Source organism: Buttiauxella sp., from assembly GCF_049686335.1.
Lineage (GTDB): Bacteria > Pseudomonadota > Gammaproteobacteria > Enterobacterales > Enterobacteriaceae > Buttiauxella.
Genome location: NZ_JBAVHX010000039.1, coordinates 192354 through 207383, shown reverse-complemented (window position 1 = coordinate 207383; position 15030 = coordinate 192354). Strand labels below are relative to the sequence as shown.

Here is a 15030-nt window from a genome sequence, read left to right as displayed (position 1 = left end):
CTAGTCTCCAGTATCTATCAATTCAATCTGCTCGGCATGCAATACCACTTTGTTCAGACCATTTTTTGCCTGATGGCAACTAATGAAACCTTGAACTGTGAGTACCGTGCCGACCGTTATACTTTGAGTAATGGCTGAGTGTGCGTGCCCGCTAATAATAACTGGCATACGGCACCAGGCCTGCCGATTAAAACCGGCTTCCTCCTGCACAGAACGGTGCTCAAGCACGAACTGGCAATGAGGAATTCCTGACGGGCTGACCTTGCGAAGAGGCGTCTTGCACACTGTGCCAGACAACACCAGGCGGTTGGCCGTCATTGGAAATTACTCTTCAGAATCCCCAGCATCTGCATCATCAGCAGTTTCGCTAGCGAAGTCATCGCGACGATCACGACGTTCGTCTTTAGCTTTAACCATTGGAGATGCTTCAGTTACCGCGTTTTTAACACGCATAACCATGCTACGGATAACGGCGTCGTTGAAGCGGAAGTTAGTTTCCAGCTCATCGATCACTTCCTGCGGAGCTTCAACGTTCAGCAGAACGTAGTGTGCTTTGTGCAGTTTGTTGATCGGGTAAGCCAGTTGACGGCGGCCCCAGTCTTCCAGACGGTGGATCGTACCTTCTGCTGCAGTGATTGCACCAGTGTAACGTTCGATCATACCCGGAACCTGTTCGCTCTGGTCAGGATGGACCATAAAAACGATTTCGTAATGACGCATCGAATTGCTCCTTACGGATTATTCAGCCTCCTGTCAGGGTCAGCCGCGGCCCATGGAAGCAAGGAACGTGTTTATAAAGGCGGCTGAAAAATTGACGCGTAATCATACAAGCGGAGCCCAACAAACTCAAGGCCATAGAGAAATTAATTCTTTTGCATGAAGGATAAGATTTAAACAGCGTACTAACCCGGTGATATCTATAACTTTGAAGTGGATCACTTAAAATTTTTGACCAACACCATCAGAAATGGTCGCTTTTTATTCAACATTGAGGGGTTACACTTGTTGTCATAGGCCGCCACTATTCATTAACAGGAGCGACGACCGCAACTGACACATGTAAGTTGTATGCCCAAGCCCCTGGATATTGAAGGGTGACGGGTATTGGAGCGGATTATGAAAATTATCGCTTATGCCTTTGTAGCGGCTCTTTTACTTAGCTCAAATGCCATAGCCGCGATCAAAGTAGACAATCATCAAGCCAAAAATATGGATGATGTAATGAGCTTAGGTGTGATTTATATCAATCATAATTTTGCTACCGAACAAGAAGCCGAAGTCGCGATTAATGACGACGCGGATCAACATGCAGCAAAGTACTTCCGTCCAGTACTGATGAGAGAGCCAGGGAGTAACGGCAATATGCGTGTCAGTGCTGAGATCTACCGCTAACAGAATGCAATGAGGTAATGAAGTAAAGCGTTAACACCAGGAATACCACAACGACATAGAAAGCCAACGTTTGACTTGCCCCCGCTTGCGGGGGCTTTTTTTTACGCTTTTCGCGTAAATACAATTAGTTCTGACCGTAGTAAGCATTCAGGCCATGCTTACGCTGGAAATGCTTGTTCATCAAAAAGCTGTCGATCGGTTTGAGACCAGGATTAATGCCCCGAGCAATCCATGCCATCCTTGCCACTTCTTCCAAAACCACTGCGTTATGTACCGCATCCTCGGCAGATTTCCCCCACGCAAACGGGCCGTGCTGGTAAACCACGATCCCCGGCGTATGCAGCGGGTTGGTATTGCCCAACGTTTCGATAATCACTCTGCCGGTATTGAGCTCGTATTCACCCTGCACTTCTTCGATGGTGAGCGCGCGCGTGCACTGGATATCACCTAAAAAGTAATCGGCATGTGTTGTGCCAAGCGCGGGAATACTTAACCCGGCCTGTGCCCAGGCAGTGGCGTGAGTCGAATGGGTATGCACAATGCCGCCCAGTTTGGGGTAACGCTGATACATAGCCAGATGTGTTGCTGTATCGGAAGAAGGACGATATTTCCCCTCAAGTACGGTGCCGTTCATGTCAACAATAACCATATCGCTGGCAGACATCTTTTCATACGCGACACCGCTCGGCTTAATCACAATGCACTGGCGTTCACGATCGATAGCGCTGACGTTACCCCATGTGAAAGTGACCAGACCATGGCGTGGAAGAGCCATGTTTGCCTCGTAGACCTGCTGTTTAAGCTGTTTCATGATTTGCCTCCAGCAGCCCGGCGGTGGCCATTCGCTCAAGAACCCAGTCCCGAGCGGCAATAACTTCTGCTACTGGGTCTTCAGCATTTTCGCTCCACATTTCAATCAAATACGGTCCGCTATATCCACTTTGTTTCAGCGTGGCAAAACAGCGTTCAAATTCCACCACACCGCTGCCAAATGGCACATTTTTAAATACCCCTGGACGAGTGTCTTTTACATGCACGGCAACGATATGCCCACGCCCTGCTTCCAGTTCCATCTGCACGTCATTATCCCATGCTGATAAATTGCCGATGTCGGGATAGATCTGGAACCACGGATTATTGAGATAGTTTGCATATCCCATCGCCTTGCTGATGGAGTTCATCAGGGGATAATCCATTATCTCCATCGCCAGCGTTACTTGTGCACGGCTTGCCATTTCCACAGCAGCAGTTAAACCTTCGCGAAAGCGGCGACGCGTTTCATCATTGGCTTGTTGATAATAGACGTCATAACCCGCCAGTTGAATGACGCGAATACCGACATCCTGCGCAAATTCAATGGCTTTACGCATGATTTCCAGCCCATGGTTACGCACGGCATCATCTTCGCTTCCCAGGGGAAAACGGCGGTGTGCACTCAGGCACATTGAAGGGATGCGAACCCCGGTTTCCGCAACTGCTTGTACTAGTGCCAGCCGCTGTTCGCTGCTCCAGTCAAGACGTGCCAGGCGTTCATCAGTCTCATCAATCGACATCTCGACAAAATCGAACGCCAGGCGAGCAGCAAGCGCCAGTTTTATCTGCCAGCAATCCCCCGCGGGGAGTGCTTTTTCATAGATACCAAGCGGGACCTGTTTGTGCAGCATAATGGTTCCCTATCCCCACAGTTGGGCGATGGAACGTTTAAAGTGGCGAGCAGCTTCTACAGGATCAACCGCATCACGAATACTGCGCCCGGCAATAAACACATGAATAGGGATGCCTTTAAATAACGGCAAATCTTCGAGCGCCAGACCGCCGGTTACAGTCACTTTGAAGCCCATATCAGCCAGACGTTTAATGGCGGTGATATCCGCTTCACTCCAGGCGACACCCGCTGCTTGTGCATCACGACTGCGGTGATAAACCACTTGTTCAATGCCTGCCGTACGCCACTCTTGAGCCTGTTCCCACGTCCAGAAACCGGTCAGTTCAATTTGCACATCTCCCTGATATTCACGAGCCACTTCCAGCGCACCTTTGGTGGTATTGATATCCGCACAACAAATGACGGTGACCCAATCGGCATTGGCTTCAAAACACATGCGCGAAAGGATTTTCCCGGCATCAGCAATTTTGGCATCTGCCAGCACAATTTTATGCGGGTAAAGGGCTTTGAGATCGCGTACCGCTCGCACACCTTCGCCAACGCAAAGAATGGTACCAACTTCAATAATGTCGACCTCTTCGGCAATCAGGCGTGTGGTTTTATAAGCGTCTGACATCGTCTGGTTATCCAGTGCTACCTGTAACATCGGTAAAGAATGAGACATACCAAGCTCCTTATATTGCCGCAGCCGTGGCGCGGTCGATTAAGTCCAGGACGTCCTGCTCAGTACGGCAGGCACGTAAACGGTCAAAATTGTCTTCGTCTTCGAACAGATTAACGATCTGCATGATGCCCACCTCCTGATGGGTGGTGGCATCAACAGCAGCCATGGTGATAAGAATATCCACTGGGTCGTTATCTTCGTGGTTGAACACCAGCGGCGTTTTCAATGTCACCAGCGAGAACCCCGTACTTTTCACTCCTTCTTCCGGGCGGCCATGTGGCATAGCAAGCCCGGGAGCAATCACGAAGTAAGGGCCAAATTGAGCAACACCATCGAGAATCGCCTGGTAATAACGCGGTTCAACAACGTCCGCATCCACCAGCAAATCAACACCGATTCTTACTGCTTCCTGCCAGGTTTTTGCTTCGGCCTGCAAGCGTACAGAGTGGTTTTTCGCCAGTGAGTCACGCAGTTTCATTAGCTTTCCTCACTTCATATCCTGGGGAAAATGTGCGCGAATCACGTCCATCAACTTTGGGCCAAAATCTGCGGCAGAAAGCATGTTACGGACACCGACGATATGTTTATTGCCCGACACGTTAATTTCGCCAGCAACATGAGTGGAAGCGATAATGATATCGGCACCACTCAGTTCACTTTTGTACTCGCCAACAGCACAACTATTGACGCTATGGTCCACCCCTTCTTGCGTCAGGAACTGATCCACTTTCATTTTCATAATCATGGAACTGCCCTGCCCACAGCCACAAACAGCGAGAATGCGTACGGTCATAATCTCAATTCCTTAATTAGCTGATGATTCTGTCAGTTGTTTTTCAGCATCTTCTTCCTGACGCAAAGTGCGCCCGGCAAAGAACATATAAATCAGTGCAATAACGATAACGACACCCATAAACCAAAGGCCTAATGTAAGCCCTTGCATCAATGGCGGAGCCAAAATGGACCAGTCGGCCATCCCCATCCATGCGCTAAGTCCAGTCAATTTGATGGCCCAAACGCAGCCAAAGATTTCAATCATGCCCATCACCAGACAGATTTTCAGCGCCGCGCGCCAGCCGCCAAAGTGGTTAGCAAACACACCGATGGTGGCGTTCGAGAAGAACATCGGAATGAAACCTGGGATGATCATGATGGAAGAGCCAAGAGCTATCAAAATGCCTACGGCAATAAGCTGACCTATGGTTCCCCAGATAAAGCCCCACACCACGGCATTCGGCGCAAAGCTGTAAATCGCCGCGCAGTCGATGGCGAGCACCGCACCCGGGATCAGCCGCTGTGAAATACCGTTAAAGGCTTCGGAGAGTTCCGCAACGAACATGCGGACACCTTGTACGATGATGAAAATCGCAACGGCGAACTGGAAACCGGTTTGCAGGATGTAGATGGTCCAGTGAGTTTTCCCGGCCATCGCTTGCATGACATCAATCCCAAATGAACAAAGAATCACACCGAAGAACAGGGTCATCACAATCGCGGTGGAGACGATGTTGTCATGGAAAATATTCAGCCACCCGGGCAGGTTGAGGTCTTCAACGCTTTCCTCTTTTTTGCCGAGATACGGGGCAATTTTGTAGGCAAACCATGATGCGAATTGTTGCTGATGCCCAATGGAGAAACCGCTATTTTCGGTAACCGCTTGCGTGGGTTTGAACATCATATTGGAGGTGATTCCCCAATACAGCGACACCAGAACGGCGGTACAAATAATCGTGGTCCACATTGAGTAGCCGAGGATGAAGAAGAACACCGCAATTAGCCCGGCTTGCTGGAACATGATGTGCCCAGTCAGCATGATGGTGCGGATCCCAGTGATTCGCCGCAGCAGGACGTAACCAATATTGAGCGCCAGAGCCAGTAAGACGGCGTATCCCACCCAACTATAGGCATCACCCATTCTTTCAATGGTTGCCATCATTGATGCGTAGGTATCGGAAATCGCACCGTTAATCCCGTAGACCTCAGACATTTTTGCCACCACAGGTTTAAAGGTGCCGGTCAGGATCCCAGAGCCGGCTTGCAACAACATAAAACCGATAATGGTTTTGATCGTTCCTTTGATGATGACATTCGCGCTTTTACGCAGCAGCACATATCCCAGGCAAGTGACTATCCCCAATAACAAAGGGGCATTGGTCATTACCTGATTAAAGAAAATGGTAAAGGCACTGTAGAGGGTCTCCATAAAGCTCTCCGTTGGGTAGTCGCTCCCTGTTTACGGTCAGAAAACAGGCGGATGTTGTGTTCGCACTCACTCTATTCGTCAAATATAATCACAACAAGATTGAATTTGATTATTTGTGAGATGCACCGCAAATTATTATCCATGGTTACAGAAAGGGTAATAATCATTAAAACCAATCAGATTAAATAACATTAAAATCAATTAGTTAAAATCTTAAAGAGATGAATGATCAAGTGAAACTTCGTTATTCCTCACTTTAAAATTCGACATGTCGCACATAAAAAGCACTTCTCAATAATGATTTTTAGTGCCAATATCAATCACAGAAAATCAATTTATGATTATTTATGATTTTAAAATGCATTTAATGAGGAGAGACTGAATGAGCAAAGTGGCATCCATTACTCGTGAATCCTGGATACTGAACACCTTCCCGGAATGGGGTAGCTGGCTAAATGAAGAGATTGAGCAGGAAGTGGTCGCACCAGGTACCTTTGCTATGTGGTGGTTGGGCTGTACCGGTATTTGGCTGAAGTCTCAGGGAGAGGCAAATATCTGTGTCGATTTTTGGTGTGGCACGGGCAAGCAAAGCCACGGCAACCCGCTGATGAAAACGGGCCACCAGATGCAGCGCATGGCTGGTGTGAAGAAATTACAACCGAACCTGCGCACCACGCCATTTGTACTCGATCCTTTTGCCATTCGCAGTATTGATGCGGTATTGGCCACTCATGATCACAACGATCATATCGATGTGAATGTTGCAGCGGCAGTAATGCAGAACTGTGCTTCTGATGTGCCATTTATCGGGCCGCAAACGTGTGTGGATATCTGGACTGGCTGGGGTGTGCCGCGTGAGCGTTGCATTGTGGTGAGGCCAGGCGACATCGTGAAAGTAAAAGATATTGAAATTCATGCACTTGATGCATTTGACCGTACTGCTTTGATCACCCTGCCTGCGGAAGAAAAAGCGGCGGGCGTATTACCCGATGGGATGGACGAACGCGCAGTGAACTATCTGTTTAAAACGCCGGGCGGTTCGCTGTATCACAGCGGGGACTCCCATTATTCCAATTACTACGCCAAACATGGTAATGACCATCAGATTGACGTCGCACTGGGCTCCTACGGTGAAAATCCACGTGGCATCACCGACAAAATGACCAGTTCAGATATCCTGCGCATGGCGGAATCCCTGAACACCAAAGTGGTGATCCCGTTCCATCATGATATTTGGTCGAATTTCCAGGCTGATCCACACGAGATCCGTGTGCTATGGGAGATGAAAAAAGATCGTCTGAAATATGGCTTTAAGCCTTTTATCTGGCAAGTTGGCGGCAAATTTACCTGGCCTTTGGATAAAGATCAGTTCGAGTACCATTATCCACGCGGGTTTGAGGACTGCTTTACACTCGAACCGGATTTACCGTTTAAATCTTTCCTCTAAAATTAAGCCGGGTGATGCCCGGCTTTTTCAGTTTACTCATAGGTATTTCAACGCATTTCAAATATCATCTTTAAAAATCATCATCCATCGGAAACACGCATGACTGAAGCACAACGCCACCAGATACTGCTCGAACTGTTACAGCAAACCGGATTTGTGACTGTCGAGCAAGTGATGGAACGTCTCGCCATTTCGCCAGCAACTGCGCGGCGCGACATTAATAAATTGGATGAAAGTGGCAGGCTAAAGAAAGTCCGTAACGGTGCCGAGGCTATCAGTCAGCAGCGCCCACGCTGGACGCCGATGAACATTCATCTGGCGCAAAATCATGATGAGAAAAGCCGCATTGCCAGTGCCGCCTCGGCGCTGGTAAAACCGGGTGAAAGCGTGGTCATTAACTGTGGTTCCACCGCTTTTCTGCTTGGTCAGCAAATTTGTGGCAAGCCGGTACAGATCATTACTAACTACTTACCACTGGCAAATTATCTTATCGATCAAGAGCATGAAAGTGTGGTCATCATGGGTGGCCAGTACAATAAAAGCCACTCCATTACGCTTGGCCCGCAAGATAACGAAACCTCGCTCTACGCCGGACACTGGATGTTTACCAGCGGCAAAGGGCTGACAGCAGAAGGCCTGTATAAAACAGATATGCTGACTGCTATGGCTGAACAGAAAATGTTGGGGGTGGTGGGTAAACTGGCGGTGCTGGTCGACAGCACAAAAATTGGTCAGCGAGCCGGAATGCTCTTTAGCCGTGCGGAACAAATTGACCTGGTGATTACAGGTAAGCAAGCAAACCCTGAAGTCATCAAAAAGCTTGAAGAACAGGGTGTGCAAGTCATTCTGGTTTAATCAAAGATATTCGCTAAAGAAGCGGCTGGTTGCCTCGAGCGCAGTGGGTGTAATACGGTGCTTTACGCCCGGCTCACGTAAACAGATCATTTGTTTATCCAGCCCCTTCTCAACCAGCGACTGTTCTAAGCGCCATGTCTCGGCTGCCGGAACCACATCATCTTCTTCGCCGTGCCACAACATAAGTGGCCGGTTTCCGATATTTTCCAGTTGGTAGCTAATGTCGTAACCTGCGAGTGCGTGAAGGGATTCGCGCTCTTCTACCCGAGGCGGGAAGAGTGTTTTCCCAAGCGACATAAAATATCCGGAGCCCATCAGGCAGGCCACACAGCGTACTTGCGGGTAACGCGCCATAATACCAAGAGCGGTCATTCCTCCCATCGAAGCGCCGCCTACGGCTACACGATTTTCATCGATGAGATAACGCTCGCAGAGAGCCTGATGTAGTTGAGAAAACTCATCAATGTTTTGTTTGAGAATCGACCAGAATTGATAAAGGCGTGCCGTGTCATCACCATCGAAGCGGGAACCATGTTGTTCCGCATCGGGCATAATGACGCGCATTCCAGCCTGAGCGAGTGCGACAGCAAAGTAGCTGTACACCAGTTTGGATGAAGTAAAACCATGATAGAAGACGACCACCGGCAGCGAGCTCTCTTTTTGGCCAGCAGGTACAGCGTGCAGAACTTCGATACCACCTAACTGTTCAGTGTACATTTCTATCATTGGAATCGCCCCGTATCATTGTGCGCATACCTTTGTAAGCCAGCATTGACGGTATGGCAAGCCAAAGGCTTACAGAGATTATTATTCACTATGAGATCTGCTTAGCGGTTTTCATTCGAAAGTGATTAAAAAGCGCGGGGAAGCTAACAGAATGGGAACATTCCCTCTTCCCAGAAAAAAACCGGGGCTACACTATGGCTATTAAGAGACGAGAAACGATCATGCGACTGCTATCAGCTTTGCTACTTGCGACAGCACTCAGTGCCTGTAGCGTGTTACAGGGTACGCCGCAACCCGCACCGCCGGTAACCGGAAGTCCTCAGGAAATACAGCGTTCGCAAACGCAGGGATTAACCAAAATAGGGACAGTGACAGCACTCGAGCGCGGCTCTCCAATGGACTCAGAGCGGGTGATAAAAGAGAAAGCAATTGCTGCGAAAGCGGATTACTACCAAATCTTGTTAAACGATGAGACGGTGATTCCGGGTCAATGGTATGCCCAGGCAATTTTGTTCCGCAAGTAAGTAGCGCTGTGTTTACTTTATTAAGATTTACATAGCTTTGCGCCAACTGATCGTTTCTTATGCACAATGAACCTCAGCCAACGGACAGGTTCGTAGTTCACCTCACGCGAAGGAATGCCCTGCTGATTTAGGGTAAGTATTAAAGGAACTCACTATGAAACGATCACTTGCCTTAACCTCATTACTGCTGTCAGTGGGGCTAATCACAACGTCGGCACAATCGGCAGAGGATGTTGCCGCAGATTGTGTGACAGGTTTGAATGAAATCGGCATGATTTCAGTCAATGGTATCGCCGGCACCGTGCAAGATGTGGAAAAAGTCATTGCCTTGAAGGCTGATGAACACGGTGCATCGTACTATCGCATCGTTAAAATGCAGGAAAACCAGCTTCCAGAAGGCTGGCGTGTACAAGCCATTATTTATGCATAAATAAGCCAGCAGCCATTTAATTGAATTCTATGGCGCTGGCTTTTATATTTCTATCCTGTACGTCCCGTCGCCCGCAGCAGCACATCAGTCAGTACTTGATTCGGTAAAACACTTTCCCCTCGTGAATCCAGCATCATACGGCACCACGCCTCGCCCAATGGTGGAGAGAGATGCTGTAATACTTGTGCGCCTGTTGCCAGTAAGGCCAACTGCCGGGTGAGTTCCCTGCCCCACTCCTCCTGGGGTTTGTGCAAACGCTGTTGCAATTGACGCCAGCTACGATCGAAATGCCGGTTTTGCCCCTTCACCTCATCAAATTCAGCATGCAACATTTCCATGGCGCCAGGCTGTTTGGTCAGCACCCGCAATACATCGAGACTCATGATATTGCCGGAGCCTTCCCAGATGCTGTTTACCGGCATTTCGCGATAGATACGCGGCAGTTCACTATCCTCGCAATAACCGATTCCGCCGAGCACTTCCATCGCCTCCGCAACAAACGGGATACCCGATTTACAGACGCTAAACTTGGCAACTGGGGTAAAGAGGCGGCTGTATGCCAGTTCATGCGGACTACCTGGGGATTCCCAGGCGCGAGCCAGGCGGAACAGAAATGCGGTCTGGCCTTCAAGTTGCAAAGCCATACGCCCCAAAACCTGGCGCATAAGGGGCAAGTCGATTAACGTTTTGCCGAATGCCTGGCGTTGATGTGCGTGATACAACGCAACTGAGAGCGCGCGGCGCATCAGGCCATGGCTGCCTAATGCGCAATCAAAACGGGTATAGCCCCCCATTTGCAGAATGGAGCGAACCCCTTCGCCTTCTTCACCAATCAGCCATGCCGTCGCATCGAAAAACTCCGCTTCACTGCTGGCATTTGAGCGATTGCCGAGTTTATCTTTCAGCCGCTCAAAGCGAACCTGGTTGCGTTGTCCGTCCGGGAGAAATCTCGGTAAGAAGAAGCAGGACAATCCGCCTTTCGCCTGAGCCAGAACCAAATGCGCGTCACTTTGCGGAACGGAGAAAAACCATTTATGGCCGACAAGGCGATACATTTCACCTGCACCGCTTTTATCGATGGCTTCAGCTCGTGTGGTGTTGCTCAGGACATCCGAGCCACCCTGTTTTTCGGTCATGCCCATACCAATCAACAGGCCACGTTTTTGCGCACCAGGTGAGAGATGCGCGTCATAACGATCGCTGAGTAATGGTTTCAGCCACGGCTGAAACTCCTTAGGTAGATGTTTTTGTAATAACGGGATCGCGCCAAAGGTCATGGTTATCGGGCATAACGTGCCGGCTTCCACCTGCGCGTGTTGAACAAAGCGCGCGGCACGGGCAACAAATGAACCCTGACGAGCATCTTCCTGCCACGGCAAATTATGTACTCGATTGGCACATAGCCCTTGCATCAGCAGATGCCAGGCCGGATAACAACGCACATCGTCGAGTCGTTCACCACTGGAGTCGTAACGCAGTAATTCTGGTGGATGGGTGTTTGCCAGCCGCCCGAGTTCCAGGGATTCAGCCGAGCCAAGTTGCTGGCCAATACTCGCCAGAAGCTCAGCATCCCAGCCAGCACCTTCACGGGCAACAGCTTCGGTTAACGAAATATCAGAAAGAAAAAGGTTACTGTTGTTGAGGGGTATCGGTTGGTTAAAAACGGTATGAGTTTGCCAGCGCATCGTGTTCCCTCCCATTAATGGCATAGCCATTAGTATGGACGGTGACAGCACTTATGCATGGAGGGGGATCACAAAGCGGGGTGCGAAAGCACCCCACGAGAGATTAACTGCGTTGACGCACTGCTTCGAACAAACAAATACCGGTAGCAACAGAAACGTTCAGTGATGAAACCGTCCCTGCCATTGGGATGCTAATCAGCTCATCACAATGTTCACGTGTCAGACGACGCATTCCTTCACCTTCCGCGCCCATCACCAGCGCCATTGGGCCAGTCATTTTGCTCTGGAACAAGGTGTGGTCTGCTTCGCCCGCGGTACCAACGATCCATACGTTCGATTCCTGCAATAAACGCATGGTTCGAGCCAGGTTGGTCACACTGATAAGCGGAACGTGCTCAGCGGCACCACAAGCCACTTTCTTGGCAGTCGCGTTCAATTGCGCAGAGCGGTCTTTAGGTACGATAACCGCATGCACGCCAGCGGCATCTGCGCTACGCAGGCAGGCACCGAGGTTGTGGGGATCGGTAACGCCATCCAGAATCAGCAGGAACGGCTGGTCGATACTGGCAAGCAGGTCTGGAAGATCATTTTCCTGATACTGACGGCCCGGTTTCACACGAGCGATAATGCCCTGATGCACCGCGCCTTCAGATTTTTCATCCAACCATTGCCGGTTTGCCACTTGAACAGGCACGCCCTGGGCTTCCAGTGCATGAATCAAAGGCAGCAGACGTTTGTCTTCACGACCTTTAAGAATAAAAACTTCCCGAAAACGCTGAGGGGCGTTATCAAGCAGTGCCTGGACGGCGTGAATGCCGTAAATCATTTCACTCATTACTGTTACTCATTTCAGGTGCTGATGCACCAGTGTTAATGCTGATATGGTCACCCTCACCCCGGCCCTCTCCCCTGGGAGAGGGAGAAAACCGAGCGGGTTAGGGTGAGAGGTATTATTCGTTAGCTCGGCTGCTTTTTCGCAGCACGCTTGGCTTTAGTAGCGGCGGCTATTTTACGAGTTTTATCCGACTGCGTTTTTGGTTTCTTCGCCTTCGGCTCGGCTTTTTGGTCGACGCTTTTCTCGGCTTTCGCTTTCTTCGGCGTGCCTGGCCCTTTCTCTTTACGGAAAGCGCTGTCCGGCTCGAAGTTCGTGCGTTTGCCGCCCTGGCGACGTTTTGGCCCATTGCCGTTTGCGCCTTTTTTCGCTCGGTCTTTCTCAGTTTTACCCGCACCACGAGGAACACGAGTGCTGGAAATCAGAGCAAAATCAATTTTACGCTCGTCCATGTGGACGGCTTCAACGCGCACTTCGACACGGTCACCCAAACGATAAGTTTGGCCACCGGACTCACCAATCAGACGCTGCCCGATTTGGTCGAAACGGTAGTAGTCGTTATCGAGAGTGGAAACGTGTACCAGGCCGTCGATAAACAGATCTGTCAGGCGTACAAAGAAGCCGAAGCCGGTAACGCTTGCGATGATCCCGCTAAAGGTCTGACCGACCTGATCCTGCATAAAGTCGCATTTCAGCCAGTCGGCAACATCGCGTGTCGCTTCATCAGCACGGCGTTCAGCCATAGAACAATGCTGACCCAGTTGCAGCATCTCTTCCATGTCATAGTGCCAGCCACCCGATTCGGTGCTGTTGCCTTTATGACCCTGCTCTTTTGCCAGCAAATATTTAATTGCACGGTGTAACAGCAAATCCGGGTAACGACGAATCGGCGAGGTAAAGTGCGCATAGGATTGCAGCGCCAGACCAAAGTGGCCACGGTTCTCTGGATCGTACACCGCCTGTTTCATGGAGCGCAGCAGCATGGTTTGCAGCATTTCATGATCAGGACGATCGGCAATCGAATTCAGTAATTCTGCGTAATCCCGCGGTTCTGGTTTCTGCCCACCAGGCAGTTCCAGACCCAGTTCAGCCAGCACCGAGCGGAATGAAGTGATCGCCTCATTAGTGGGACGATCGTGGTCGCGGAACAAAGATGGCTCATTGTTCTTCTCAACAAAGCGTGCCGCCGCGATATTCGCGAGGATCATGCACTCTTCGATAAGTTTGTGCGCATCGTTACGAACGGTTTGTTCGACGCGCTCAATGCGACGCTCGGCGTTGAAGATAAACTTCGCTTCTTCGCTTTCAAAAGAGATGCCACCACGTTGAGCACGGGACACATCCAGCACTTTATACAGGTTATGCAGTTCTTCGATGTGACCCACCAGCGGGGCGTACTGCTCGCGCAGCTCCTGATCGCCCTGCAACATGTGCCACACTTTGGTGTAGGTCAGACGCGCATGAGAACTCATTACCGCTTCGTAGAATTTAGAGCCGGTCAGGCGGCCAGTCGAAGAGATGGTCATTTCGCAGACCATACACAGACGGTCAACCTGCGGGTTCAGCGAGCACAAACCGTTGGACAGCACTTCCGGCAGCATCGGGATAACCTGCGAAGGGAAGTAAACTGACGTGCCACGATTGCGAGCTTCTTTATCCAGCGCGGTTGGCGGGCGAACGTAATAACTTACGTCGGCGATAGCGACATACAAACGCCAGCCGCCGCCACGTTTCTTCTCACAGAACACGGCATCGTCGAAGTCACGCGCGTCTTCACCATCAATGGTGACAAGCGGCAGGTCACGCAAATCCACGCGGCCAATTTTGGCTTCTTCCGGCACTTGCTCTTTCAGCGAAGCAACCTGTGCTTCCACTTCTGGTGGCCAGACATAAGGGATTTCATGGGTGCGCAGCGCCATATCGACGGCCATGCCAGTGCCCATGTTGTCGCCCAGCACTTCAACGATTTTACCCACGGCTTTGGTACGGCGAGTTGGACGTTGGGTGAGTTCAACCACCACCACAAAGCCCATACGTGCGCCCATTACCCCTTCAGGTGGGATAAGGATATCGAAGCTCAGACGGCTGTCGTCAGGCACCACAAAACTGATACCCGCATCGGTAAAATAGCGGCCAACGATTTGGGCGGTTCTTGGCTCCAGCACGCGCACAATACGCGCTTCGCGACGGCCTTTGCGGTCGGCACCTAACGGCTGCGCCAGCACAATATCGCCATGCATGCACATTTTCATCTGCTCAGATGAAAGGTAGAGATCGTCTTTACGGCCTTCTACGCGCAGGAAGCCAAAGCCATCGCGGTGGCCAATGACTTTGCCTTTTAGCAAATCGAGACGTTCTGGCAGGGCGTAACACTGGCGGCGGGTAAAGACCAGCTGTCCATCGCGTTCCATGGCTCGAAGACGGCGACGCAGCGCTTCAAGTTGTTCTTCACCGGTAATATTCAGTTCTTCAGCCAGTTCGTCACGATTGGCTGGTTTTTCACGTTTGGAGAGATGAGCGAGAATAAACTCCCGGCTTGGGATCGGGTTTTCGTATTTTTCGGCTTCTCGTTCCTGAAAAGGATCTTTTGACATTGCGGTTCCTCC

Annotated in this window: 17 protein-coding genes; 5 read left to right on the top strand and 12 right to left on the bottom strand. The window is 50.4% G+C overall.

From position 1 onward, the window contains the following. Both priB and rpsF read right to left on the bottom strand, forming a co-directional pair. Positions 1-318: a primosomal replication protein N gene (priB, locus tag WBL83_RS22860; protein WP_424591256.1), complete on the bottom strand. Its 318-nt coding sequence runs from the start codon at positions 316-318 to the stop codon at positions 1-3. 6 nt (positions 319-324) lie between these two features. Next, positions 325-720: a 30S ribosomal protein S6 gene (rpsF, locus tag WBL83_RS22855; protein ID WP_183272558.1), complete on the bottom strand. Its 396-nt coding sequence runs from the start codon at positions 718-720 to the stop codon at positions 325-327. 396 nt (positions 721-1116) lie between these two features. Here rpsF and WBL83_RS22850 point away from each other — a divergent pair, with 396 nt between their 5' ends. Next, on the top strand, positions 1117-1392 hold the full coding sequence (locus WBL83_RS22850; RefSeq protein WP_424591255.1) for a DUF1471 domain-containing protein: 276 nt from the start codon (positions 1117-1119) through the stop codon (positions 1390-1392). Positions 1393-1516: 124 nt separating this feature from the next. On the opposite strand, the gene WBL83_RS22845 is transcribed toward WBL83_RS22850, so the two are convergent. From WBL83_RS22845 to ulaA, 6 genes are read right to left on the bottom strand one after another with little or no spacing between them, the layout of a single operon-like run. Beyond that, the gene (locus WBL83_RS22845) at positions 1517-2203 is read right to left on the bottom strand and encodes an L-ribulose-5-phosphate 4-epimerase (protein ID WP_424591254.1); all 687 of its coding nucleotides are present in this window, start codon (positions 2201-2203) and stop codon (positions 1517-1519) included. Further along, positions 2190-3056 (bottom strand): L-ribulose-5-phosphate 3-epimerase, encoded by an 867-nt coding sequence (locus WBL83_RS22840; protein ID WP_424591253.1) that lies wholly within the window; start codon positions 3054-3056, stop codon positions 2190-2192. The genes WBL83_RS22845 and WBL83_RS22840 overlap by 14 nt, the downstream gene beginning before the upstream one ends. A gap of 9 nt (positions 3057-3065) precedes the next feature. Then, positions 3066-3722, bottom strand: coding sequence for a 3-keto-L-gulonate-6-phosphate decarboxylase UlaD (locus WBL83_RS22835; protein WP_424591252.1), 657 nt, complete (start codon positions 3720-3722; stop codon positions 3066-3068). A 10-nt stretch (positions 3723-3732) separates the two neighbouring features. Next, positions 3733-4200 carry a PTS ascorbate transporter subunit IIA gene (gene ulaC / locus WBL83_RS22830; RefSeq protein ID WP_424591251.1) on the bottom strand — a complete coding sequence of 156 codons (468 nt, stop codon included), beginning with the start codon at positions 4198-4200 and terminating at the stop codon, positions 3733-3735. A 9-nt stretch (positions 4201-4209) separates the two neighbouring features. After that, entirely contained in the window at positions 4210-4515 is a 306-nt protein-coding gene (ulaB, locus tag WBL83_RS22825; RefSeq protein WP_424591250.1) for a PTS ascorbate transporter subunit IIB, read from the bottom strand. A gap of 12 nt (positions 4516-4527) precedes the next feature. Beyond that, on the bottom strand, positions 4528-5925 hold the full coding sequence (ulaA, locus tag WBL83_RS22820; RefSeq protein ID WP_424591249.1) for a PTS ascorbate transporter subunit IIC: 1398 nt from the start codon (positions 5923-5925) through the stop codon (positions 4528-4530). Between the two features lie 382 nt (positions 5926-6307). Between ulaA and ulaG the strand changes: the two genes are divergently transcribed. Both ulaG and ulaR read left to right on the top strand, forming a co-directional pair. After that, entirely contained in the window at positions 6308-7372 is a 1065-nt protein-coding gene (ulaG, locus tag WBL83_RS22815; RefSeq protein ID WP_424591248.1) for an L-ascorbate 6-phosphate lactonase, read from the top strand. Between the two features lie 99 nt (positions 7373-7471). Continuing rightward, on the top strand, positions 7472-8227 hold the full coding sequence (gene ulaR / locus WBL83_RS22810; protein ID WP_183272549.1) for an HTH-type transcriptional regulator UlaR: 756 nt from the start codon (positions 7472-7474) through the stop codon (positions 8225-8227). On the opposite strand, the gene yjfP is transcribed toward ulaR, so the two are convergent. Continuing rightward, positions 8228-8953, bottom strand: a complete 726-nt coding sequence (gene yjfP / locus WBL83_RS22805) for an esterase (RefSeq protein WP_424591247.1) — start codon at positions 8951-8953, stop codon at positions 8228-8230. 194 nt (positions 8954-9147) lie between these two features. Here yjfP and bsmA point away from each other — a divergent pair, with 194 nt between their 5' ends. Both bsmA and WBL83_RS22795 read left to right on the top strand, forming a co-directional pair. Then, positions 9148-9477 (top strand): biofilm peroxide resistance protein BsmA, encoded by a 330-nt coding sequence (gene bsmA / locus WBL83_RS22800; protein ID WP_424591246.1) that lies wholly within the window; start codon positions 9148-9150, stop codon positions 9475-9477. A 154-nt stretch (positions 9478-9631) separates the two neighbouring features. After that, positions 9632-9907, top strand: coding sequence for a DUF1471 domain-containing protein (locus WBL83_RS22795; protein ID WP_424591245.1), 276 nt, complete (start codon positions 9632-9634; stop codon positions 9905-9907). Between the two features lie 50 nt (positions 9908-9957). Here the strand turns inward: WBL83_RS22795 and WBL83_RS22790 are convergent, their stop codons facing one another. From WBL83_RS22790 to rnr, 3 genes are all read right to left on the bottom strand, one after another. Then, positions 9958-11592, bottom strand: a complete 1635-nt coding sequence (locus tag WBL83_RS22790; RefSeq protein ID WP_424591244.1) for an isovaleryl-CoA dehydrogenase — start codon at positions 11590-11592, stop codon at positions 9958-9960. A 103-nt stretch (positions 11593-11695) separates the two neighbouring features. Next, positions 11696-12427: a 23S rRNA (guanosine(2251)-2'-O)-methyltransferase RlmB gene (gene rlmB, locus WBL83_RS22785; protein WP_424591243.1), complete on the bottom strand. Its 732-nt coding sequence runs from the start codon at positions 12425-12427 to the stop codon at positions 11696-11698. A gap of 122 nt (positions 12428-12549) precedes the next feature. Then, on the bottom strand, positions 12550-15018 hold the full coding sequence (gene rnr / locus WBL83_RS22780; RefSeq protein WP_424591242.1) for a ribonuclease R: 2469 nt from the start codon (positions 15016-15018) through the stop codon (positions 12550-12552). Positions 15019-15030 lie beyond the last annotated feature (12 nt).

Coding starts and splice junctions, on each gene's coding strand:
- rpsF (WP_183272558.1), bottom strand. CDS start 720: ATGCGTCATTACGAAATCGTTTTTATGGTCCATCCTGACCAGAGCGAA.
- rnr (WP_424591242.1), bottom strand. CDS start 15,018: ATGTCAAAAGATCCTTTTCAGGAACGAGAAGCCGAAAAATACGAAAAC.
- yjfP (WP_424591247.1), bottom strand. CDS start 8,953: ATGATAGAAATGTACACTGAACAGTTAGGTGGTATCGAAGTTCTGCAC.
- ulaG (WP_424591248.1), top strand. CDS start 6,308: ATGAGCAAAGTGGCATCCATTACTCGTGAATCCTGGATACTGAACACC.
- ulaA (WP_424591249.1), bottom strand. CDS start 5,925: ATGGAGACCCTCTACAGTGCCTTTACCATTTTCTTTAATCAGGTAATG.
- WBL83_RS22795 (WP_424591245.1), top strand. CDS start 9,632: ATGAAACGATCACTTGCCTTAACCTCATTACTGCTGTCAGTGGGGCTA.
- WBL83_RS22835 (WP_424591252.1), bottom strand. CDS start 3,722: ATGTCTCATTCTTTACCGATGTTACAGGTAGCACTGGATAACCAGACG.
- priB (WP_424591256.1), bottom strand. CDS start 318: ATGACGGCCAACCGCCTGGTGTTGTCTGGCACAGTGTGCAAGACGCCT.
- rlmB (WP_424591243.1), bottom strand. CDS start 12,427: ATGAGTGAAATGATTTACGGCATTCACGCCGTCCAGGCACTGCTTGAT.
- WBL83_RS22840 (WP_424591253.1), bottom strand. CDS start 3,056: ATGCTGCACAAACAGGTCCCGCTTGGTATCTATGAAAAAGCACTCCCC.
- WBL83_RS22845 (WP_424591254.1), bottom strand. CDS start 2,203: ATGAAACAGCTTAAACAGCAGGTCTACGAGGCAAACATGGCTCTTCCA.
- ulaB (WP_424591250.1), bottom strand. CDS start 4,515: ATGACCGTACGCATTCTCGCTGTTTGTGGCTGTGGGCAGGGCAGTTCC.
- WBL83_RS22790 (WP_424591244.1), bottom strand. CDS start 11,592: ATGCGCTGGCAAACTCATACCGTTTTTAACCAACCGATACCCCTCAAC.
- bsmA (WP_424591246.1), top strand. CDS start 9,148: ATGGCTATTAAGAGACGAGAAACGATCATGCGACTGCTATCAGCTTTG.
- WBL83_RS22850 (WP_424591255.1), top strand. CDS start 1,117: ATGAAAATTATCGCTTATGCCTTTGTAGCGGCTCTTTTACTTAGCTCA.
- ulaC (WP_424591251.1), bottom strand. CDS start 4,200: ATGAAACTGCGTGACTCACTGGCGAAAAACCACTCTGTACGCTTGCAG.
- ulaR (WP_183272549.1), top strand. CDS start 7,472: ATGACTGAAGCACAACGCCACCAGATACTGCTCGAACTGTTACAGCAA.